The following is a 21,289-nucleotide window of genomic DNA, read 5'->3' on the forward strand; positions in this document are numbered from 1 at the left end:
CATCTTGGCCACTCATCACGGTTTGGCGGGCGCGGCACCGCGCCCACCTGTCATTATAGGCAGCATGGCACAGCCCAAAACCAATGCCGGGCTTCTCCTCTTTCTTTAACAGAAAGACATCAGGAAGCCACCGCCGCGCGGCGCCTGCGCGCCCGCCGTCTTGGAGGTCCCATGACCGCTCGCACCGAAGGTCCCCAGCCGTTCCGCATCGCCGCCGACACCACCCGTCAGCGCATCTTCATCGCCATCGGCGCCGTGGTGGCCGTGGCGTCGTTGTTCATCCTGGTGACGTCGGTGGGCTCCTACGGGGAGGCGCCGTGGCGCGTGTGGGCCTCCGCCACGGGCGTGGTCGTGGGCTCCGCCTGCGCCATCATCTTCATGCGCATGCTCCCCGAGCACCGCTGGGCCCTCGAGGTGGACGAACGCGGCATCACCGACAACTCCTCCTCCGCGGCCCCCGGCCTCATACCCTGGGACGACATCGCCGCCGTCTACGACTGGCAGGTGCGCCAGGGCCACACGCTGGCCATCGACCTCAAGGACCCGGAGGGCCTCCAGGGGCGCATGGCGCCCCACCCCGCGGCCAACGTCCGCGCGCGCCTCGCCCAGGGCATCCCGGCGGTCGAGGTCCGCGTGGCGGCGTTTCCCGGCTCCTACACCGTGGGCGAGGTGCTCGACGCCGCCCGGGCGTACCGCCCCAAGGCCGTGAAGCAGCCCCGCCGCTGGAAGGCGCCCAAGAAGCGCTAGGCCCCGGGCGCCAGGCCCCGGGCCCTCCCCTACTCGCCCTCCCGCACCGGCTCGTAGAACGTGGCCCCGTCGTCCAGGCGCACGATCCCCACCTGGCCCTCCGGGTGGCCCCCCGCCGCCGCGCAGTCGACATCGAGCTTGTCGCCGCCCACCCAGACCATGACGCCGCGGCCGTCGTCGTCGGCCACGGGGCCGTCCATGGCGTCGGTCACGTAGGGCAGGTAGGTGGAGGGCGTGTGGCCGGCCACCACCACGGGGGACGGGCCCTCCTCCGACACGAGCCCCGTGGGGCGGTCCCAGAACCCCGAGCGCACCCAGAGCAGGTCGTCAGGGCGCTGGTCCAGGAGCATGGAGAAGAGCGAGCGCTCGTCCCACACTCCGCCCTCGGGGGGCGCGGGGTCCACGATGCCGGCGTGCACGAGCACCCACGGTCGGCCGCCCGCCGTCACGACGTCGAAGAGCGGGAGGCGCCGCACCCACGAGACCGTGTGCTCGTAGGCCTCGGGCACCAGGGCCATGAGGCCCTGCGCCGTGGTGGTGCCGCCGTTGCGCATCCAGAGGTCCCAGGCCGCGCGGTCGTCGGGGTTTCCCACGCAGGAGAGCATGAGCTGCTCGTGGTTGCCGGCGAGCACGGTGGCGTTGGGCAGCCCGCGGAGCAGGCGGATGACACCCATGGGGTCCGGCCCCCGGTCGACCATGTCACCGAGCACGTAGACGCGGTCGTCGTCGGCGGGCGACGCCTGGGCGAGGGCGCCGTCGAGCGCCCGCAGGTGCCCATGGACGTCGGAGAGCACGTAGACGGCCATGGCCCTCCCCTCCCATCACGGATCTGAAAGCAACCGGCAATCGAGCCATCATTTTGACAGGGGTAAATGGGTAGCGCAAACCCACCGCCCCCTGTCCCGCCACCCGGACACTTTTGTCCCAATGGTCGGGCACTTTTGTCCCAGCACCCGGGCACTTCTGTCCCAGCGGGACCGCGCCGCCATGCCGCCCGACCGCACCCGGCCGTGCCGGGCGGCGGGACAAGGTGCCACAATGGGACGGAGCGACCACCCGCAGGCACCCGGACGAGGAGGCACCCATGAGGCAGGTAACCGTGGCGGCGGCGTTCATCGTCGACGGCAGCGACCGCATGCTCGCCTGCCGCCGCAGCGACGGCGACCAGGCGGGGTTCTGGGAACTGCCCGGCGGCAAGGTGGAGCCCGGCGAGACGCCCGAGCAGGCCTGCGTGCGGGAGGTGCGCGAGGAGCTCTCCTGCGACCTGGAATCCCTGTGGGCGCTCGAGCACGTGGAGCACGACTACCCCGACTTCCACCTCTCCATGGACGTCTTCTGCGCGCGCATCGCCGCGGGCCAGGAGCCCGTCTCCTCCGTGCACGACGAGCTCCGCTGGCTCTCCCGCGACGAGCTGATGGACGTCGCCTGGCTCCCCGCCGACGTGGACCTCATGAGGAACCTCCAGACCTGGTGGGGCGCCATCTTCGAGGAGCACTAGGGCACGCGCCCCCGACCGTACGACCGCCGTGCCGCACGGGGTCCCGCCTTTGCCTGTTAGAATCAGGCCACCTGCACCCGACCGCCCGCGAGAGGATCCCATGGAGGAGAAGCACGTCGCCAACGTCCCGGACGGCGACCCCGTCGTCGAGTCGGCCTCTGCGACCACTGACCACGAGCACAACCATGCCGGCGTCGGCCCCGTCGTGGGGGTGGTGTGCGCCCTGGCGGTCCTCTGCCTCCTCGCCCTCGGCGTGGGCGGCTGCACGTCCTCGCTCCTCGTGGCGGGCGCGCCCTACTACTGGGACCTGGACGACGGCTACGGGTACGACGACTACGACGGCTACGGTTGGGACGACGACTACGACGGCTGGGACGGCACGAGCCCCTATGACGACTGGGACGGCGGCCTCGGCTGGGACGACCGCGCCTCCGTCGACAAGCTCACGCTGGAGAGCGGGCTCGAGGCCTATGTGGAATCCTACGACGTGACCATCGACGACTACGTGGCCGCCTCGGACTACTCCGGCGTCCCCCAGGGCGTGCGCGACTGGGTCAAGGGGCTCTGCGCCCTCGACGCCACCGCCAACGGCACCGTGGTCTCCAAGCTGCGCCCCGCCCTCGCCTCCGCCGAGGACGGCGACGACGAGGCCGCCGCCAAGGCCGTCGAGGAGGCCCGCCAGACGGCCGCCGACGCCGCCGCCCAGGCGGCAGGGCTCGCCGACGCGCTCCCCGAGGGCGTAGAGGGCCGCGAGGCGAGGCTCCTCGCCAAGGCGGCCCGCGCCGTGGCCGAGCGCTGGGACGACACGGCCGACGCCCTCGCCGCGCTCGGCGAGGCGGCCGCGGGCAACGGCAGCACCACGCTGGACGACTTCGAGGACACTTGCCGCGAGGGCCTCAACACCGTGGCCGACGACGGCTACGAGAGCCTCATGGAGGCGCTGAGCCTCTCGGCGTCCTGACCCCCGACCCACCGGGCCCCTCGCGGGGCCCTTTTCCCATGCAACGACACCCCTAGGGAGGCACCATGAGCCACGCCGACGAGCTGTTCTGCTCCATGTGTCGCGACATCATAGACAACGGGACGACCACGGAGGGCGAGCTCGTGCGCCCGCACTGGGAGGACGGCAGCCCGGCCTACACGGTCAAGCGCTTCGGCGTGGTCAACCGCTACGACCTGCGCCGAGAGTTCCCCGCCATCACCCTGCGCCGCACCGCCCTCAAGAGCGCCATGGACGAGGTGCTCTGGATCTACCAGAGGAAGTCCAACAACGTGGGCGACCTCTCGAGCCACATCTGGGACTCCTGGGCCGACGAGAACGGGTCCATCGGCAAGGCCTACGGCTACCAGATCGGCCAGGTGACCCACTACCCCGAGGGCGACTTCGACCAGATGGACAAGGTGCTCTACGACCTCGAGCACACCCCGTTCTCCCGGCGCATCATCACGAGCACCTACACCGTCGGCGACCTGCCGGAGATGGGCCTCTACCCCTGCGCCTGGAGCGTCACCTACAACGTGACCCAGGAGCCGGGAAACCCCCGCCCCACCCTCAACATGGTGCTCAACCAGCGCAGCCAGGACGTGCTGGCCGCCAACAACTGGAACGTGTGCCAGTACGCCATCCTGCTCATGATGATGGCGCAGGTGTCGGGCATGGAGGCCGGCGAGCTGCTCCACGTCATCGCCGACGCCCACATCTACGACCGCCACGTGCCGCTGGTCGAAGAGCTCATCGAGCGCCCGCAATACCCGGCGCCCAAGGTCTCGCTCAACCCGGCGGTCACCGACTTTTACGACTTCACCGTGGACGACCTCGTCGTGGAGGGCTACGAGCACGGCCCGCAGGTCAAGAACATCCCCATCGCCGTCTAGGGAAGGCGCTCCCATGAAGCCAGAGTTCCGCACCATCGTCTCGGTCACCGACGACTGGGCCATCGGCTGCAAGGGGCGCCTCTCGGCCTCCAACCGCGCCGACATGCGCCTGTTCAAGGAAAAGACCTGGGGCCACACCGTGGTCATGGGCCGCAAGACCCTTGAGACCCTGCCCGGCGGCAGGCCGCTCCCGGGGCGCCGCAACATCGTGCTCACCCGCGACGAGTCCTTTGCCCGCGAGGGCGTGGAGGTGGCCCACCGCGTGAGCCAGATCCTGTCCATGGTGGCCGACGACGACCTGGTGTGGGTCATCGGCGGCGAGTCGGTCTACCGCACCTTCCTACCCCTGTGCAGCGCCTGCGACGTGACGGTCAACCACACCCTCTGCCCCAAGGCCGACGCGTGGTTCCCCAACCTCGACACGCACCCCGGCTGGTGCCTCTCCAAGCGCTGCCCGGGCGGTGAGACCGACGAGGGCGTGGCCTACGAGTACCGCGTGTACCGCCAGCGCTGAGCCCTCCCCCGCCCGCACTGCCGAGGGGGCCGGCACCCGTCGCACCGGGTGCCGGCCCCCTCTCGTCAGCCGGTCCTTGAAACCCCCCGCAGGGATCAGGAGAACTGGCTCATGGCGCTCTGGAGGTCCTGACCGCCAAAGAGCACCTGCAGGACCTCGCCCTCGTTGACATAGGTCCAGGAGTTGTCCGCACGCTCCATGGCCAGGTCGGTCTGGCCCGTGGCGATGGGCACGTCCTCGGCCTCGAAGGCGGCCATGAGCAGCTCCACGACCTTGTCCTGCACGGCTTGCTGGCCACCCTCGGTCACGAGATTCTGGGCCTCGCCGCTCGTGGCGAACTCGGTGAGGCTGTCCATGTAGCTCTCGACGACCTTCTGCAGGTCGACGTTGGAGCTCGTGATCTTGACGGTGGCGGTGTCGCCGTCCACCTCGACGGAGTCGACGGTGTAGTCGAAGTGCCCATAGAACGCCTTGATGAGCCGCTCGGACGAGATGCCGTAGGTAGTCTCGAGCTCCTTGAGCTCGTCCATGCTGCCGAGCTCGTCGATGGCCTCCGCATCGAGGCTCTTGATCTGATCGAAGTTGGAGGTCACCACCGACTTGACCTGGTCGGCCGGGTTGCCGCCACAACCGACGAGACCGACGGCGGGGACCACGGCCAGAGCCACGGCGAGGGCGGCCGTGGCCACCTTTTGCCAGAGTTTCTTCTCCATGGGGAACCTTTCTGAAAGTGTCCTTTAGTACGGTTCCCCCATTGTGCCACATTTCAGAAAGAAAACAGAAAAAAAGGGCCGGCACCCATGCGGGGTGCCGGCCCTTGACGTCGGCGACGCAGTGAGCCTACTGGTAGTCGACCACGTCGATCCAGCGGAGCAGGAAGTCCTTGGCGGACTCCTCACGGCGGCGCGAGAGCTCGGCGGCGGCCACGATGGACATCCAGTTGCGGACAACCTGCTTGGGCGTGTCGCTCTTCTTGCAGTAGAGGTCGAGGTAGCGCCTGGCCATCTCGTGGTCGTCGATCTCGAACAGGAGGTAGGAGATCGCGGCACCGGCGGCGCCGGAGCCCTGGGTGGCGTGGGCCCAGTCGCAGGCGTAGAGCTTGCCGTCGTCGCCCACGATGACGTTGGTGGGGTTGAAGTCGCCGTGGCAGACTGAGACCTCGTTGGGCATGCCGTCGAGACGCATCTCGAGCTCGTAGCGCGTGGTGGCGTCGAGGACGTCGGTGAGCGACGCGATCATGCGAGCGTACTTGTCCTTCTGGTGCTGGAGGAGGGGCGCGCGGTGGCTGTGGATGTCGATCTGGAAGTCGACGAACATCGCGAGGTAGCGGTCGAGCTGGTCGGGGTCCTCGGCCATGAGCTCGGCCAGGGTGCGGCCGGGCACGTAGGTGGTGGTGAGGGCCCAGGAGCCGTCGACCCTGGCCACCGAGACGGGCTCGGGCGTCGAGATGCCGGCCTCGTTGACGCGGGCGAGGTTGAGCGCCTCGTTGAAGACGTCGGAGACGGGCTTGGTGTCGTTGAAGACCTTGACGATGTTCTCGCCGTCCACGAAGACGGCCTTGTTGCCGCGCTGGACTATCTGCTCCACTCTCGTTCCTCTCTCTCAGGTGTATGGAACAACGGGCGGGCCGGGCGCCCCTCCCCCAAGGGGCGCCCGGCGGCCCGGTCAAGCCGTGTTAGTCCTCGTAGCTCTGGGGCTCGCGGCCGTAGTAGGCGTCGAGGTAGAGCTCCTTGATCTCGCTCATGAGCGGGTAGCGCGGGTTGGCGCCGGTGCACTGGTCGTTGAAGGCCTGCTCCACCATCTCGTCGAGGGTGTCGAGGAAGCCGGTGCCCTCGTCGTTGTGCTCGGGGATGCCGTAGTCGGCGATGGTCTTCTTGATACCCACGTGCTCGTTGAGCTCGTCGATGGCGGCGAGGAACTTCTCGAAGACCTCGTCGTCGTTCTTGCCGGTGATGCCCACGTAGCGGGCGGCCTCGCAGTAGCGCTCCTTGGCCTCGGGGTAGGCGTACTGCGGGAAGGTGCCCATCTTCACCGGGCGGTCGACGGCGTTGTAGCGCATGACGCGGGTGAGGATGACGGCGTTGGCCACACCGTGGGGCAGGTGGTGGAAGGCGCCGAGCTTGTGGGCCATGGAGTGGTTGACGCCCAGGAAGGCGTTGGCGAAGGCGATGCCGGCCATGCAGGAGGCGTTGGCCATGTGCTCGCGGGCCACCGGATCGGCGGCACCCTTGTCATAGGCCGCGGGCAGGTAGTCGAAGACCAGCTTGATGGCCTGGAGCGACGCGGGCTTGGTGTAGTCGCTGGCCATGATGGACACGAGGGACTCCAGGGCGTGGGTGAGCACGTCGATGCCGGAGGCGGAGGTGAGGCCCTTGGGCTGGTTCATCATGTTGTCGACGTCCACGATGGCCATGTTGGGCAGCAGCTGGTAGTCGGCGAGTGGCCACTTGATGCCGGTCTCGGCGTCCGTGATGATCGCGAACGGGGTGACCTCGGAGCCGGTGCCGGAGGAGGTGGGGACGGCCACGAAGTAGGCCTTGGAGCCCATCTCGGGGAAGGTGAAGATGCGCTTGCGGATGTCCATGAAGTCCATGGCCATGTCCTCGAAGCGGGCCTCGGGGTGCTCATACATGAGCCACATGATCTTGGCCGCGTCCATGGCGGAGCCGCCGCCCAGGGCGATGATGCAGTCGGGCTCGAAGGAGCGGATCTGCTTCACGCCCTCCTCGGCGCACTGGAGGGTGGGGTCGGGAGCCACGTCCCAGAAGCAGGAGTGGACGATGCCCATCTCGTCGAGCTTGTCCTCGATGGCCTTGGAGTAGCCGTTCTTGTAGAGGAACTGGTCGGTGACGATGAAGGCGCGCTTCTTGCCCATGGTGCCGAGCTCGGCGAGGGCCACCGGCATGCAGCCGCGCTTGAAGTAGATCTTGTCGGGGGTGCGGTACCACAGCATGTTGGTCTGCCTCTCTGCCACGACCTTGGTGTTGATGAGGTGCTTCACACCCACGTTCTCGGAGATGGAGTTGCCGCCCCAGGAGCCGCAGCCCAGGGTCATGGAAGGCTTGAGGCGGAAGTTGTAGAGGTCGCCGATACCGCCCTGGGAGCTGGGGGTGTTGATGACGATGCGGCAGGTCTTCATGGCCTCGGCGTGCTTGGCCATCTTCTCCTTCTCGTTCATCGTGTCGATGTAGAGGGAGCTGGTGTGCCCGTAGCCGCCGTCGGCGATGAGCTGCTCGGCCTTGGCGATGGCGTCGTCGAAGTCCTTGGCGTGGTACATGGCCAGCACCGGGGAGAGCTTCTCGTGGGCGAACTCCTCGGAGAGCTCCACGGAGTCGACCTCGCCGATGAGGACCTTGGTGTTCTTGGGCACGTCGACGCCGGCCATCTCGGCGATGGTGTGGGCGGACTGGCCCACGATCTTGGCGTTGAGGGCGCCGTTGATGATGATGGTCTTGCGGACCTTGTCGATCTCGTCGCCCTTGAGGAAGTAGGCGCCGCGACGCTTGAACTCGTCCTTCACGGCCTTGTAGATGTCGTCGAGGACGATGACGGACTGCTCGGAGGCGCAGATCATGCCGTTGTCGAAGGTCTTGGAGTGCAGGATCGACATGACGGCGAGCTTGATGTCGGCCGAGGAGTCGATGATGGCCGGGGTGTTGCCGGCGCCCACGCCCAGGGCGGGCTTGCCGGAGCTGTAGGCGGCCTTGACCATGCCCGGGCCGCCGGTGGCCAGGATGATGTCGGCGTCGCGCATGAGCTCGTTGGTGAGCTCGAGGCTGGGCTGCTCGATCCAGCGGATGAGGCCCTTGGGCGCGCCCGCGGCCTCGGCGGCCTCGCGCACGACCTTGGCGGCGGCGATGGTGGACTCCTTGGCGCGGGGGTGCGGGGAGATGATGATGGCGTTGCGGGTCTTGAGAGCCAGCAGGCACTTGAAGATGGCGGTGGAGGTGGGGTTGGTGGTGGGGATCACCGCGGCCACCACGCCGATGGGCTCGGCGACGACCTTGTAGCCGCCGGCGGCGTCCTCCTCGACGACGCCGCAGGTCTTGGTGTCCTTGTAGGCGTTGTAGATGTACTCGGAGGCGTAGTGGTTCTTGATGACCTTGTCCTCCACGACGCCCATGCCGGTCTCCTCGACCGCCTGCTTGGCCAGCGGGATGCGGGCCTTGTTCGCGGCCATGGCGGCCTCGAAGAAGATCTTGTCGACCTGCTCCTGGTTGAAGGTGGCGTACTCTGCCTCGGCGACGCGCATCTCGTCGAGGGCCGCCTTCAGGGCGTCGACGCTGTCGATGGTCTCGACGGTGTCGAGGACCTGGTCGGGATTTGCCATGGATGACCTCCATCTGACCTTGGATGTTCCTTGCGGGTCGGCGCACCCGGGACCGGGCGCAGACCGAATGCTCCCTGACAATGAGATAGTAGCGTTCGGGGAGGGGTTTCGCTACGTGAACCACTTACCGAATTGCACTTGACAGGTATTTCTAGCTGGTTGAGTTTGAACTCTTATTATATATGTAGTTTCTTATATTGTCAATAAGGACCACTTGGGAATGGTCATTTGAGTTTTCCCGCAGCAACCGGCGGGAGGCCGCGACGCCCTAAGCGGGGACGTTGCGAAAAGTGAGGGACCATCCCCTTGGAAACCGATGCCATCTTTTGTTTTGACAAAGGATCGTTGTTGCCGCAAAAGAATCTGAAAACCAAGGGACGGTCTCGAGGCGGGGCGGCCCCTGCACAATTACTTCAAAACTCGCCGAAGGGGTCGAGGAGGCGCTCCAGCCACATGACGAGGGCGAGCGGGTCGGCGTCCCCCACCGTAAGGAGAAGCGCCTGGGGGGCGGCGCGGGCGGACGGGAGCGGCGCGAGGGCCGCGGGCGTCGGGGGCGGGGCGTCGGGGGCCGCGGCGGCGGGCCGCCGGGCGCCGGGTTCCAGGGCATCTGCCGCGGCGAGGACGGCGGCGGGCGACGAGGCGGGGACGAACGCCACGGAAAAGCCGAAGCCGTTCTCCAGGATGCGCTCGGCCGTGCCGTGGGCGGGGTCGCCCTTGAGGCCGGGGTAGGCCGTTGCGGCGACGTCGGGATGACAGGCGAGGTAGGAGGCCATGGCGGAGGCGGCGTCGGCCCGGCGGCGGCAGCGCTCCGGGAAGCCCGGCAGCGCGGCGGAGAGGGCCCGGACGGCCGCGGGCTCCATGGGGCGGGACGCCGCGAGGCGCTCGGCCGCGGAGACGGCGGCGGCATCGCGGAGGGCGTCCCGGGAGAGCGAGAGCGCGCAGATGGGAGCGGCGGCGGGGCTGGGCGCGGCGGCGGGGCCGAGGCCGAGGGACGAGAGGTCGTCCACGACCACGTCCGCGCCACGCATGGCCGCCGGGCACAGGTAGGAGCCGGTGGCCGACACGTCGCAGCCGAGAAGGGCGCCCCGGGGCCGTGCGGCCCTCTCGGCGCGGAGGTCGCGCACGGAGAAGGCAGGCAGCCCCGGGGCGTCGAGGGCGCACGAGACCACGGGGGCGCACGGCACGCCGAGGGTGGCGCCCGCCTCGGCCGGCGTCGCGGCCACGAGCCAGGTGCGGGCGCAGCGGGCGCCCAGCATCCCGGTCAGGGCCGCGGCGGGGTCGTCGGGGGCGGCAGGCTTGTCGGCGCGGACGGTCACTCGGGGTCGGGCGTGGTGTCGTCGGCGGGGTCGTCCACGTCGCGGGTCTCCTCGAGGGCGCGCTTCTCGTTCTCTGCCACGAGGAGCTCGAGGCGGCCGTGCTGGGAGGGCATCCAGGCCTTGTAGACGTGGCCCTGGATGCCGCGGCCGAAGTCGTGGGAGGAGGCGGTGTAGCGCTTGGAGTCGCGGCCGCCCACGAGGTCGGCCTTGAGCAGCGGGCCGGGGATGCCAAAGTACGACATGCCGGACGCCGGGTCGAAGAGCGCCAGGACGTTGTCGTCGGGCGTGGCGTCGACCACGGCGGTCACGAGGGCCATGGTGTCGTCGTTGAAGGTGAAGTTGCTCTTGGGTCCAGACGTCTTCTTGGCCTTCTTGGTCATGGCTCTCCAATCTGGTTGCCGCTGGGGGCGCTCGCGGTTGTCATTGGGAGTGATTCTAGGGTTTCTTGCCCACCCGAGTGGATGGGAAGACAGGACGGCCGGCTTTCTGACCGGGAAGGTGCGGCCCGGAGAGGAGCCTCGGCCGAGGAAGGCACGCCAACTTTGAAGTTGGTGCGCACTGGCCGGCCGGAGTGCACGCCAACTTTGAAGTTGGTGCGTGTCGGGAGCGTCCGGCAGCCGTTTTTTCGGCCGAAACGCGCTCCAACAATGAAGTTGGTGCGTACTTGCGAGCCGGCGCCGGCCGGAGTGCACGCCAACTCTAAAGTTGGCGCGTATTGGCCGCGCCCCTATCGGCAGCCTCTCACCACACCAGATGCCGCCCCAAGACAAACGCCCTCAGCGCCCTGCGCTCGACCAGCCTGTTGCAGCAAGGGCCCGTCGACACCTTTGCACCGAGCTTTCGAGCAAGCTCCCTCACTTTGAGGTCGAAGGCCACCTCGTCCGAGACCATCGGCCATGTCCACCGCACAATGTCCAGGCCCCGCTCCTTCATCAGCGCGTCGCGAAGGCGGTCTTGCTCCATGGCCTCCCGCGAGTCAAAATGCCCTCCCCCGTCGTACTCCAGCCCCGCACCGTGATCTGGCCACAAGAAGTCGATCTCGCACCGCCGCTGCCCCCTCATAGCAAACACCTCGTTGCGGCTCAGGTGAATCGGGCTGTTGAGTGCCGGCTTGGGCAGCCCGTACCCGCCGTCGCGCGCAGAAAGGCAAGCAGCACGTTGAGAGCCGTCTCCATGGGAGAGCGCGAGCCGTCGGCAACGCAGTCCAAGACGCGGCAGACGTTTGTGCGCGAGAACCACAGCCCCTCGCACGTTTTCGCAAAGGAGCGGATAGAGGCCACCGAGGCGACCGGCTCGCACTGAACGGATGTGCCGGACGGGTCGTCAAACCGCGGGCTGTACCTGCCACAGAGAAGCGACACCACCACCGCCAGAGAGGCTGGCGAGAGAATCCGGGAGCGCATGAGCACGTAGAGCTCCGGCGACACCGTGAGCACGCCTTGTTCCGTGGAGCAGAGCGAGCCCTCGGCAAGGGGCATCGCCATGCGGTGCGCAACGAGCCCCTTCGCCCGATGGCGGGCCTTGCCTTCAGAGACAGCGAGATGCACGGGCACGTCGTCCTCGGGGGCGGCACCCGCCAGCACCCGCACATGCCCGTCGAGCTCGCGGCGCCATGGAAGGTCCCGCACGAGCGCGGCGTCTGCCGTCGTGCAGGTCGCCCTCTCCAGGGCGCGGTCTGCCTCTTCCTTCGGGACGCGGCGCAAAGGTGCTCGCGAGGCAAAAAGTGTCCAAGCATCCAGGTCGCACAGGACAATGCTCATGGGCCCAGTGTGCACGGGCGACCTGACCGGTTTTTGACCGATACCTGACAGTTTGCTGGCCGCGTCTGTCATTTATCGAGGTAGAGCTGCTTGTTTTTGGTTATGGAGGAATATTGGACCGCTACTTTGTGGCCTCGGCGACCATCTGGGCCAACACCTCGGCGTGGCTGCGGCGCTTCTTGGTGGCCGTGCCGAGGATGGCGACGGAGGCGTGGGGGCCGGCGTCCCTGTCAAAGATGGCGATGCCGCCGCGACCCTCGATGAGGGCACGGTAACCGCTGGCGTACTCGTCGAAGTCGATGTCGTGGTGCAGGTAGGGCTGGAGCAGCTCCTGGCTGGGGGCGAGTTCGACGTCGTGCAGATAGTCGCAGTGGGCGATGACCCTGGCAAAATACGCGAGGTCGCGCTGCTTGGTGAAGCCGCAGAGCTGGTTGGTGTTGTGCAGGCGCACGTCGAGGAGCAGGTCGACCTTGTGGTCGACGAGGGTGGTGAAGAACCGCTCGGCGGTGGTCTGGTAGGCGGAAAGGGTGATGACCGATCGGGACATGGCGCCTCCTTGGCGTTGGGGCTCGCGAGGGGTTTATACCCCGCGAGGGGGTCGCCGGTGCCCGCTCCCGCGGCGTCCCCTCGGCGCCCCTCTCTCGGCACCTCTCCTCGGCAGCGCCCCCTCTCGCCCCCCCTGGCACCTGAACGCGGTTGAGGGCGACTCTCTACGACGAACCGCGTCGGAATCCGCCCTCAACCGCGTTCAGGGGCAGGAAATCCGCCCTTATTCGCATTCAGGTGGAGAAGGGGGTGTACTCAATCGCGTTCAGGTGCGGAGGGTGCCAAGAAGGTGGAGGGACACTCCCCGACACCCCGCACCCCAGCGTCCCGCGCTCCTGCCGCCCTTAGCGCTTCGCGATGGCCGCCGCGCCGAAGGAGCCCGGGCCGCTGTGGGAGGCGATGACGCAGCCGGTCTCCACCCACTCGACATCCCGGAAGCCCGCCTCGCGCACCCGGGCCTCGGCGTCGGCACGAATCCCGTCGGACAGCCCGTGGGAGTAGACGAAGGCCAGGCGCGAGCGGTCGAGGTCCTCCTTGGAGAGGAAGTCGTCGAGGAAGGCGCGGCACGCACGGGCCATGGAGCCGCGGTGCTTCTCGGTGGCCACGAGCAGCCCGTCGATCATCTCGATGGTGGGCTTGATGCGCAGCAGGTGCGCCCCCACGTAGGCGGCGTTGCTCAGACGGCCGCCGGCGCGGAGGAAGGCGAGGTCGCCGGGGATGAACCCCAGGCGGATACGCCCGGAGAGGTCCCGGGCGAGGTCGGCGGCCTCCCCCACCGTGGCGCCGGGGTTGGCGGCCAGGAACCGTGCCACCTCGGAGACCAGGAGGTACTGGGCGCAGGTAACGCTCTTGACGTCCACCGAGGTCACGTAGTCGCGGCCCTCGGCGGCGGTGAGGGCCGACTCGTAGGAGCAGGTGGTGGCGGCTGAGTAGGCCAGGTGCAGGATGTGGGCGTCGGGGCGCTCGGCGTGGATGCGGTCGAAGGCCACGGTGAAGTCGTGGGGCGTGCAGCCGCTGGTGGTGGGGACGGCGCCGGTCTCGGCGCAGGCGGCGAGCATCCGGGCGCAGGGGACGGAGCCGTCGTCAAAGGTCTCCCCCGCCAGCGTCACGTGCATGGGCACCACCTCGATGCCCAGGTCCTGGCGGGCGGCGGAGGGAACATCGGCACCGGACTCCACAAGGAGAACGATGGGGGCGGCGGGGCTGGTCTGGGCGGTGGCGGCCATGGGGGCTCCTCTCGTTTTCAGGCGCCGCTCATGATAAGGGGCCAAAGGATACCGGCACAAGGCACCTGTTACCTTTGTGCAGAACCCTGCAGAGAGGAGCGCCATGACCGTCAGGATCCCGTTGCGCGCAGTTGCCGTGGCCCTTGGGATGTGCCTCTGCCTGGGGCTGGCGGCCTGCCCCGCCCCGTCGGAGCCGCCCGTCAGCCAGGACCCCGCCGAGGATGCCCCTGCCGCCGCGCCCGCGGAAGACGGGGACGCCCACACACAGGAAGACAGGGAGACCCGGGACGCGGCGCCCTCCGTCACCGGGGAGCTCCGCGTGGAGGGGAGCCGCCTTGTGGGCGAGGACGGCCGGCCGGTGCAGCTGCGGGGCGTGAGCACCCACGGCCTGGCCTGGTACCCCGACTATGTGAACGAGACCCTTTTCAAGGAGCTCCGGAGCGACTGGGGCGCCAGCGTGGTGCGCCTGGCGATGTACACCGAGGAGAGCGGCGGCTACTGCACCGACGGCGACCAGGGGCGGCTGGAGGACCTCGTGGCGGCGGGCGTGGAGGCGGCCGCCGAGGCGGACCTCTACGCCATCGTGGACTGGCACGTGCTCTCCGAGGGCGACCCCAACGCCCACCTGGACGAGGCCAAGGACTTCTTTGGGAGGATGGCCGAGCGGCTGGGGGACCGCCCCAACGTGATCTACGAGATCTGCAACGAGCCCAACGGCGACACCTCGTGGGACGACGTGAGGCGCTACGCCAACGAGGTGATCCCGGTCATACGCGAGCACGCGCCCGGCGCGGTGGTGATCGTGGGCACGCCCACGTGGTCCCAGGAGGTGGACAAGGCCGCCGCCGAGCCCCTGGCCTTTGACAACGTGATGTACGCGCTGCACTTCTACGCCGCCGCCCACCAGCAGGACCTGCGCGACCGGCTGCAGACGGTCGTGGAGGCGGGGCTGCCGGTGTTTGTGAGCGAGTTCGGCGTGTGCGACGCCAGCGGGTCGGGGGCGGTGGACCTGGCGTCGGCCGACGCGTGGGTGGACCTCATGGACTCCCTCGACGTGAGCTTCGTGTGCTGGAACCTGTCGAACAAGGACGAGTCGTCGGCGCTGTTCAAGGCGGGATGCGCCAAGACCAGCGGCTTTGAGAGGGAGGACCTCTCCGCAGAGGGCCAGTGGCTCTGGGAGGTGCTCCACGGGGAGCGGGAGTGAGGGATGGCTACTCTTCCTCAGCCGCCTCGTCCTCCTCGACGACCACCTCGGGCACCGGCTGGGCCTGGGGGAGTTTCTTGAGCTGGTCGAGGAGCTTGCCCGACTCGTTCTTGAGCGTCACGAAGGTCATGGCGCCGCTCACCACGCCGCCCACCAAGGGGACGACATTGCCCACGGCCTTGCCCACGCCTACCTTCGTCACCTTCACCCCGATGGCCCTCAGCACGGACTTGAGGACCGGGTACCACGTCGTCTTGGTGAGCGCGGCCCTGGCGACGTTCTTCGCCACGGCCCTGCCGGCACTGTTCGCAAAGGCCTTGAGGCCCGCGGCAGCGGAGCCGACCCCGACCATCACGCCGAAGAAGAACGCGAGCTTGGCGAGGGTCTCGTCATCGGTGTCGTCCACGTCTTCGAGGAAGTCGTCCCAACCGTAGAGATAGGCGACCTTCTGCATGATGCGGAAGGCATGCACGTAGTACTGGGTGATGTCGGCGGGGATGGTGCCCACCATGGCAAGGCCTCCCGGCAGGCCGGCGGCAAAGGACATCCACGAAGACTTGTTGGTCTCGAGCACGATGGACTCACGAGCGATGGCGTCGAGCACCTCGGGGTCTACCCCCGCCACGGCTGGACGCTCCGCAATGGCAAGGTCCACCTGGGTCTCGGAGAGGCCCTTCTTCAGAAGCTCCTGACGGAGGAAGGCGGCGCGGTCGATCTTCACGCCGCGCAGGCGGATAGCCTTGAGCAGGAACTTCTTGGCAAACTCCTCAGCCTCGCGATCCTGCTGATCCATGGCGTCGCGAACCTCGTCGTCCACGAACGCGGGGCCCGCGGAGACTCCGGCGTCGGGGGTCTCGGCCTCGGAGGCCTCCTCGAACTCAAGCTCCTCGAGGAGGTCGGCCATCTCCTCGTTGGCCTCCTCGTACTCCACGGGGTCGGCCTCCTGATCTTGGTTGAACCCCTTGAGGAAACCCTCGGCCGCGCCCGTCACCCCCGCCCCGATACGACCGGCGGTGTCGCCGATGGCGGCACCGGCCTCACCCAGGGCGGCACCGGCGTTGTCGGCGAGCTGCTGGGCGTTGTCGACAAGACCCTTGACGTCGATGTTCTGCAGGCTTTTGAGAAAGGACTTCATGGGATCGGCCATGGCTGTTCCTTAACTGTTGGAGAGATATCTGAACGATGACTGATAATTTATCACCCCTGCCCCAGACCGTTCAAGGCCGAGGAAACCTCTCCCAGCACGAACGGCCCTCGCCGATCTGACAGCAAGAGTGCCCGGCCAAGGTGACGACGGCTAGGCGCCCAGCGTCGCCACCGGGATCACGTACACGCCGTCGTCGCGGCGGTACGCCACGGAGCCCCGGCCCACCACCACCGCCATGAACGCCGGCTCCAGGTTCCGGGCCGCGCCGTTGGCCAACACTTTCTTGCGCAGGCGGAGGAGGTTGCGAGCGCCGTCGTCGGCCTTGAGGTCGCTCAGCTTCACCTCGATGGCACCCCAGGCACCGGCGCTCTCCACGATGAAGTCGACCTCGAGGCCTTTCTCGTCCCGGTAGTAGGAGAGCCGGTTCCCCAGCCCGCGATAGGTGGACAGGAAGACCAGGAGGTCTCTCGCCACCAGGTTCTCAAAGAGCAGGCCGAGCGTCTGCATGTCCCTCAGGAGGGTCGAGGGCGTGGCCCCGAGCAGCGCCGCAGGCAGGGAGGGGTCCGTGAAGTAGCGCTTAGGCTTGACCCTCACGCGCGTCTTCGCACGCAGCGGCGGCTCCCAACCCGCGACGTCGTCGAGCAGGTACAGGCGCTTGAACAGGGACACGTAGTGCTCCACCGTCGTGCGTGCGAGCCCGTCGGACCCCAGCCCGGAATCCTTGACGAGCGTGTTGACCGTCGCGGCCTGGGAGACGTTGAGGGAGAGCGCACGCAGGAGCGACTCCGCCTGCTCGACGGAACGCCCCTCTGAGAACACCCGCTCGTCCAGCACGGCCCTCAGGTACTGGGGCGCGGTCTCGAGGGCGACGTCCTCGGACAGCCCGAGGTTGGAGGGCCATCCCCCACGGCAGCACCACCGGGCGACGTCCTCGACCGAGGTGTCGCTCCTGCAGGGGTCGAGCCCCTCCCCACCGAGGAGCCTCGCAAGGCTCACCTGACCGGTGGAGTCCCCCGTCTCCACAAGGGTCATCGGCCTCATGGCAAGCCTTGCGATGCGACCGGCACCGCTGTGGCTGATGAGTCCACGCTGCTGAGGAGAAAGGCCGCACGATCCCGTGAGCATGAACAGACCGCGCTCCCCCGCCTCGTCGTCCACGGCCCGCCGGGCGGCGTCCCAGACCTGGGGCACCTCCTGCCACTCGTCCACCAGGTGGGGCCGTTCCCCCAAGAGGGCCAACCGGGGGTCCGTCTGCGCGGCCGCGCGCTCCCCCGGCGCGTCGAGACGAGAGGCGCTCCGGGAGCGGGTCAACGCCGTCCACGTCTTGCCGCACCATTTGGGCCCGGTGACCTCGACACATCCAAAGGACTCCAACAGTGTGTCCAGCCGCGCCTCCACGAGCCTGGGGCGATAGCCCTGCGGGACGAGGAAACCGCTTGCCGCCCGATCGTTGCTTGGCATGATGGTCGTCCCCTATCCCACACGACTTTACCGACAAAAGCGCTGTTCAGAAGTGCTATTTACAAAATACGCCCTTTTCTGAATACATTTTACGCCATTTTGTTACAGCAAAATACTCCCTTCTCGCACAGCAAAATACGCCGTTTTGAGACTGCAAATTACGCCGTTTGCGCCTGGGGCGGCAAGCACGGGCAGCAAGAGAACGGGGCCCGCTCCTGAGAGCGGGCCCCGTTCCCGTAGACCATGGGACAGCCAAAACACCCGGCCAAACTGGCCGGCCGCTACTCCTCAAACTGCCCCGAGTATCCCAGCGTGTTGCAGTTCTCACGCACCGTCCGCTGGGTGTCGCCGTCAAAGCCGGCGCCGTTCTCGGCAGAAAGGGACAGGTGCAGGCGCACCCTGGTGCCATCGGCAAGCCTCAGCGGGTCCACGATCTCTGCGAGCACGGTGTCCAGCTCCATCACACCGTTGACGGGGTCCAGCTCCATATCAAGATAGAACCCGCTGAGAAGCGTCTCCGTGGGCCCGTCCCCCTGGGAGGGCGCGTCTCCGCCCTCACCGCCGTGGGGGCCGACGGTCCCCGGCTCCACCGGCATGTCACCGGGGCCGTCATCCACCTTCTCGGCCTCGCGCTCGGCGATGACCCGACTCGCCACGTCGGGCCTCACCAGCACATCCGTCGTGTAGACGCTCCGGCGCTCCCCCAGGGTGAGATTGACGTACTCGCCGTCCTCCACGCCGCTGGCAACGCCCCAGAAGGAGTCCGCGGCGCACCCCTCCTCTATGCAGCGCAGCAGCACGTCGCGGTCGGCCAGGCGCGGCAGGTACGTGTAGCGGCAGAACATGTTCCACAGCTCGCTCACGCCCACCTCGTCCCTGCCGTCCCACAGGAGTCGGCCGAGTTCCATGGACAACAGCATGGGGGCCCAGCGCTCCACGAGGGACTCGTCGCTCCTCAGCCGCGCCAGGCAACCGGGCACCACGCCGTCCACGGCGTTGATGCGCACGTCGTCAAACTCGAGGTCGGAGCCTCCCCCCTCCACGGTGGACGAGGGGACCAGCAGGTGGCACCACGCCTCGCGGATGGCCGACTGAAGATCCGCCTGCGACCCCTTGATGCCCTCGGCCACCTCCCGCTGCTGGCTGCGGTCCAGGTTGAGGAGCTCTGAGTCGGCCTCGATGCCCCTCCAGGCGATCAGGCGCTTGGCGCGCTCCCGCAGGTCGCTCCTTCGGCGCGACTCGCAGGCGCAGAACACCAGCATGTTGCGGTTGGTGCGCGGCGCCTCCCCGCGGTTGTAGAGGTAGTCCCGCGCGCAGGACGCCGCGTCACCGTCGAACCCGGTGGCCCCCACGCCGTGGTCCACGCCGAGCACCACCAGGCGCACCTGCTCCTCGTCGGGCACGTCCGCCGAGCGCAGCGGCCACACCTGCACGCATCCCAGGGGGTCCACACCCTTCATCTGCCGCTGCATCTGGGCCCGCAGGGCGTCGTCCGCCTCCGGGTCACCGACCTGGCCCATGCGGTCGGCCACGGTCTTTAGCAGGGACGGCCGGGTGTCAAACCAATAGCGGACGCCCTGGGTGTCCTCGTACAGGTACTGGGAGCTCCCCTTGAGCCGCACCAGGGCGTCCACGAACACGGGGACGTTGTCACCGGGCTGGATGCAGCCCAGAAGGATCTGCTTTCGGTCGAGGCCGCGCACGTTCTGGGCCGCCACATCCGGCGCACTGCCGAGGAACACCGTACGGGCCACGCGGCGACCCGCCTGGAACTGACCGTAACGGGCCTCGCGTTGGTCGAGCAGCAGGGGCTCGGAGCCCTCGCCGTCCACCTCGGCGTCGACCACGGCATTCCAGCTGTCGGGAAGGTACCGCGTGATCTCGTCGCGGGTGACGGCGTCGTAGAGGGGCAGGGACCCCGGCAGGATCATGGGGGACCTGTCCCCCACCAGCCACAGCTGATAGATGACGCTGGCCATGAAGCGCAGGACGCCGCGGGTGCGCTGGAAGCCCGGGAGGGTGGTCCAGTCCTCGTAGAGACGGTCGTAGACCTCCGGGTGCACCGGGTAGCAGGCCGCAAGGCGCCGCTCGTAGTCGGCCTCCTTCGCCTCCACCGGGAACTCCCCGGCGTTGTCATGGTAGAGGGCGCCAAAGGCCTCGCATACGCGGTCCCGGGCGTCGGTGTCTTCCACCGGCAGGAAGAGCCTCCGCGACACGATCTCAAAGCCCTCGTCCTTGGTCACGGGCTTCCAGATGCTCTCCATGCGCCCAAAGGTGTGCTCGATGGCCTCGAGGGCCAGCTGGCCGGCCTCGCCGCCGATCTCGCGCTCGGACTCCGGGATGGAGGCCACCACGAGGGAGGAACGGCTGGCACGGGCCGCCTCGGTGAGCTCCTGCACGAAGGTGATGAAGTTGTCGAAGGACCCCGCCTTGAGGCCGTCCACGCCGTAGAGCTTCTTGGCATAGGCCACGAGCTCGTCGAGGAGCACGAGGCAGGAGCCGCAGTCGTCCATCACCTGGCGGAGCGCCTCGCTGCCCGGCGAGACGTGCTTCTTGTCGGCCTCCCTCACCAGGTTGTAGAGCTCGGGCTTTCCCGCGGATGAGGCCAGCTGGCAGACGATCTCGCCCCAGAGGGTGTTGACCGTGACGCCGGGCATGGTCTGCGGGCGGGAGGATTTGGCCGGGTTCAGTGCCGTGCCCACCACGCAGGCCACATGGACCTTGGGCACGCGGAAGACCCCTGCCGCCTCAAAGACCGACTCGAGCTGCTCCCTGGTGCGCGGGGTGTCCCCGAGCACCGTGCCGCTCTTCATGAGGTGGTAGAGGGCCAGCATGGAGTGGGTCTTGCCGCCGCCGAAGGCGGTCTTGAGCTGAATCACGGGCTCGCCGCTGCCGCCGGCCACCCGGGAGAGGGCCTGGGAGAGCAGCCCCTGCATGCCGGCGGTCACGTAGGTGCGGCCGAAGAACTCCACGGGGTCCTGGTACTCGCTCTGGGCCGTACCGGCCGCCACCTGGGCGAGGTCCGCGGCAAACTCCGCCTTGCGGTAGACGCCGCGGGTGACGTCGGCCTGGGGGCTCACCACGTCGCGCCACGAGGGAAGGGCCTCCGCCGGGAGGGTCTCGGCCAAGGCCCGCTGCTTCTTGGTGAGATGAACGTCCGCCGCCTCGACCGACCGGGCGGCCACGGACCCGTCCTCGGAGCCGTAGCGAACCACCCGCATGAGCTTGCGGATCTTCTCGGCCTCCTCGCGGTCGTCGAAGGACTCCAGCAGCAGGGCCATGGTCTCGAGGCCGCGGGCGGCCTGGTCGTTCGTCATGTCCTGGCGGCCGCGGTGCGTCACGGCGTTACGCAGCTCGATGAGCTCATTCACCCACGTACGCGCACTTTTGACCAGCTGGGCCTTGAAGGCCTCCCTCCAGTTGACGTCGATGAGCCTCAGGGAGGCGGTGACGTCCAGAGAGTTCACGAGGTCCATGAACGTGCCCTCCCGCGGCAGGTTCATGCGCTGGTTCTCAAAGAGCCGGTCGTACACGCCGGTGCGCCACCAGTCCGAGACGCCGTAGACGTCCTTGAGGCGGATGCACACGTAGTCGGCCAGGGGGTCGAGCAGGAGGTCGAAGCCCTTGTTGAGATAGTCATGGTTGCTCATGGAATCCGGCATGAC

The 21,289-nt window shown here is 68.1% G+C and carries 19 protein-coding genes; 6 read left to right on the forward strand and 13 right to left on the reverse strand.

The window, feature by feature from the left end; all coding sequences use genetic code 11:
- Window positions 1-171: 171 nt before the first annotated feature.
- The gene (locus OR600_RS06115; RefSeq protein ID WP_265590824.1) at window positions 172-747 is read left to right on the forward strand and encodes an STM3941 family protein; all 576 of its coding nucleotides are present in this window, start codon (window positions 172-174) and stop codon (window positions 745-747) included.
- Window positions 748-776: 29 nt separating this feature from the next.
- On the opposite strand, the gene OR600_RS06120 is transcribed toward OR600_RS06115, so the two are convergent.
- On the reverse strand, window positions 777-1,553 hold the full coding sequence (locus OR600_RS06120; protein ID WP_265590825.1) for a metallophosphoesterase: 777 nt from the start codon (window positions 1,551-1,553) through the stop codon (window positions 777-779).
- Window positions 1,554-1,831: 278 nt separating this feature from the next.
- Here OR600_RS06120 and OR600_RS06125 point away from each other — a divergent pair, with 278 nt between their 5' ends.
- From OR600_RS06125 to OR600_RS06140, 4 genes are all read left to right on the forward strand, one after another.
- Window positions 1,832-2,245: a (deoxy)nucleoside triphosphate pyrophosphohydrolase gene (locus OR600_RS06125; RefSeq protein WP_135977183.1), complete on the forward strand. Its 414-nt coding sequence runs from the start codon at window positions 1,832-1,834 to the stop codon at window positions 2,243-2,245.
- Window positions 2,246-2,345: 100 nt separating this feature from the next.
- Window positions 2,346-3,206, forward strand: a complete 861-nt coding sequence (locus OR600_RS06130; protein WP_265590826.1) for a hypothetical protein — start codon at window positions 2,346-2,348, stop codon at window positions 3,204-3,206.
- Window positions 3,207-3,271: 65 nt separating this feature from the next.
- Window positions 3,272-4,120: a thymidylate synthase gene (gene thyA, locus OR600_RS06135; protein WP_135977182.1), complete on the forward strand. Its 849-nt coding sequence runs from the start codon at window positions 3,272-3,274 to the stop codon at window positions 4,118-4,120.
- A 13-nt stretch (window positions 4,121-4,133) separates the two neighbouring features.
- Window positions 4,134-4,634, forward strand: coding sequence for a dihydrofolate reductase (locus OR600_RS06140; protein ID WP_204407525.1), 501 nt, complete (start codon window positions 4,134-4,136; stop codon window positions 4,632-4,634).
- A 95-nt stretch (window positions 4,635-4,729) separates the two neighbouring features.
- Here the strand turns inward: OR600_RS06140 and OR600_RS06145 are convergent, their stop codons facing one another.
- The 9 genes from OR600_RS06145 to OR600_RS06185 all read right to left on the reverse strand — a co-directional run bounded on the left by OR600_RS06145 (window position 4,730) and on the right by OR600_RS06185 (window position 13,812).
- On the reverse strand, window positions 4,730-5,347 hold the full coding sequence (locus tag OR600_RS06145; protein ID WP_265590827.1) for a hypothetical protein: 618 nt from the start codon (window positions 5,345-5,347) through the stop codon (window positions 4,730-4,732).
- Between the two features lie 127 nt (window positions 5,348-5,474).
- On the reverse strand, window positions 5,475-6,221 hold the full coding sequence (locus OR600_RS06150; protein WP_135977179.1) for a phosphotransferase family protein: 747 nt from the start codon (window positions 6,219-6,221) through the stop codon (window positions 5,475-5,477).
- Window positions 6,222-6,309: 88 nt separating this feature from the next.
- A complete protein-coding gene (adhE, locus tag OR600_RS06155; protein WP_135977178.1) occupies window positions 6,310-8,964 on the reverse strand; it encodes a bifunctional acetaldehyde-CoA/alcohol dehydrogenase in 2,655 nt (884 codons plus the stop codon).
- Window positions 8,965-9,377: 413 nt separating this feature from the next.
- The gene (locus OR600_RS06160) at window positions 9,378-10,280 is read right to left on the reverse strand and encodes a PLP-dependent transferase (RefSeq protein ID WP_251163976.1); all 903 of its coding nucleotides are present in this window, start codon (window positions 10,278-10,280) and stop codon (window positions 9,378-9,380) included.
- Window positions 10,277-10,660 carry a hypothetical protein gene (locus OR600_RS06165; protein ID WP_135977176.1) on the reverse strand — a complete coding sequence of 128 codons (384 nt, stop codon included), beginning with the start codon at window positions 10,658-10,660 and terminating at the stop codon, window positions 10,277-10,279. Before OR600_RS06165 ends, OR600_RS06160 begins: the two co-directional genes overlap by 4 nt.
- Window positions 10,661-11,021: 361 nt before the next feature.
- The gene (locus OR600_RS06170; RefSeq protein ID WP_265590828.1) at window positions 11,022-11,342 is read right to left on the reverse strand and encodes a putative endonuclease domain-containing protein; all 321 of its coding nucleotides are present in this window, start codon (window positions 11,340-11,342) and stop codon (window positions 11,022-11,024) included.
- 20 nt (window positions 11,343-11,362) lie between these two features.
- Window positions 11,363-11,983 carry a hypothetical protein gene (locus OR600_RS06175; RefSeq protein WP_265590829.1) on the reverse strand — a complete coding sequence of 207 codons (621 nt, stop codon included), beginning with the start codon at window positions 11,981-11,983 and terminating at the stop codon, window positions 11,363-11,365.
- Window positions 11,984-12,161: 178 nt separating this feature from the next.
- A complete protein-coding gene (locus OR600_RS06180; RefSeq protein ID WP_204408169.1) occupies window positions 12,162-12,587 on the reverse strand; it encodes a DUF488 domain-containing protein in 426 nt (141 codons plus the stop codon).
- Window positions 12,588-12,930: 343 nt separating this feature from the next.
- Complete coding sequence (locus OR600_RS06185) at window positions 12,931-13,812, reverse strand: DegV family protein (protein ID WP_265590830.1); 882 nt, start codon at window positions 13,810-13,812, stop codon at window positions 12,931-12,933.
- A gap of 103 nt (window positions 13,813-13,915) precedes the next feature.
- On the opposite strand from OR600_RS06185, the gene OR600_RS06190 reads away from it, so the two are divergent.
- Window positions 13,916-15,016: a glycoside hydrolase family 5 protein gene (locus tag OR600_RS06190; RefSeq protein ID WP_265590831.1), complete on the forward strand. Its 1,101-nt coding sequence runs from the start codon at window positions 13,916-13,918 to the stop codon at window positions 15,014-15,016.
- 7 nt (window positions 15,017-15,023) lie between these two features.
- Here OR600_RS06190 and OR600_RS06195 read toward each other — a convergent pair whose 3' ends face one another.
- The 3 genes from OR600_RS06195 to OR600_RS06205 all read right to left on the reverse strand — a co-directional run bounded on the left by OR600_RS06195 (window position 15,024) and on the right by OR600_RS06205 (window position 21,286).
- Entirely contained in the window at window positions 15,024-16,163 is a 1,140-nt protein-coding gene (locus OR600_RS06195) for a hypothetical protein (RefSeq protein WP_265590832.1), read from the reverse strand.
- A 150-nt stretch (window positions 16,164-16,313) separates the two neighbouring features.
- Window positions 16,314-17,624 (reverse strand): ATP-binding protein, encoded by a 1,311-nt coding sequence (locus OR600_RS06200; RefSeq protein WP_265590833.1) that lies wholly within the window; start codon window positions 17,622-17,624, stop codon window positions 16,314-16,316.
- Between the two features lie 281 nt (window positions 17,625-17,905).
- Entirely contained in the window at window positions 17,906-21,286 is a 3,381-nt protein-coding gene (locus OR600_RS06205; RefSeq protein ID WP_265590834.1) for a DUF499 family protein, read from the reverse strand.
- Between the last annotated feature and the right edge of the window lie 3 nt (window positions 21,287-21,289).

Source organism: Granulimonas faecalis, assembly GCF_022834715.1.
In the GTDB taxonomy this organism is placed as follows: domain Bacteria; phylum Actinomycetota; class Coriobacteriia; order Coriobacteriales; family Atopobiaceae; genus Granulimonas; species Granulimonas faecalis.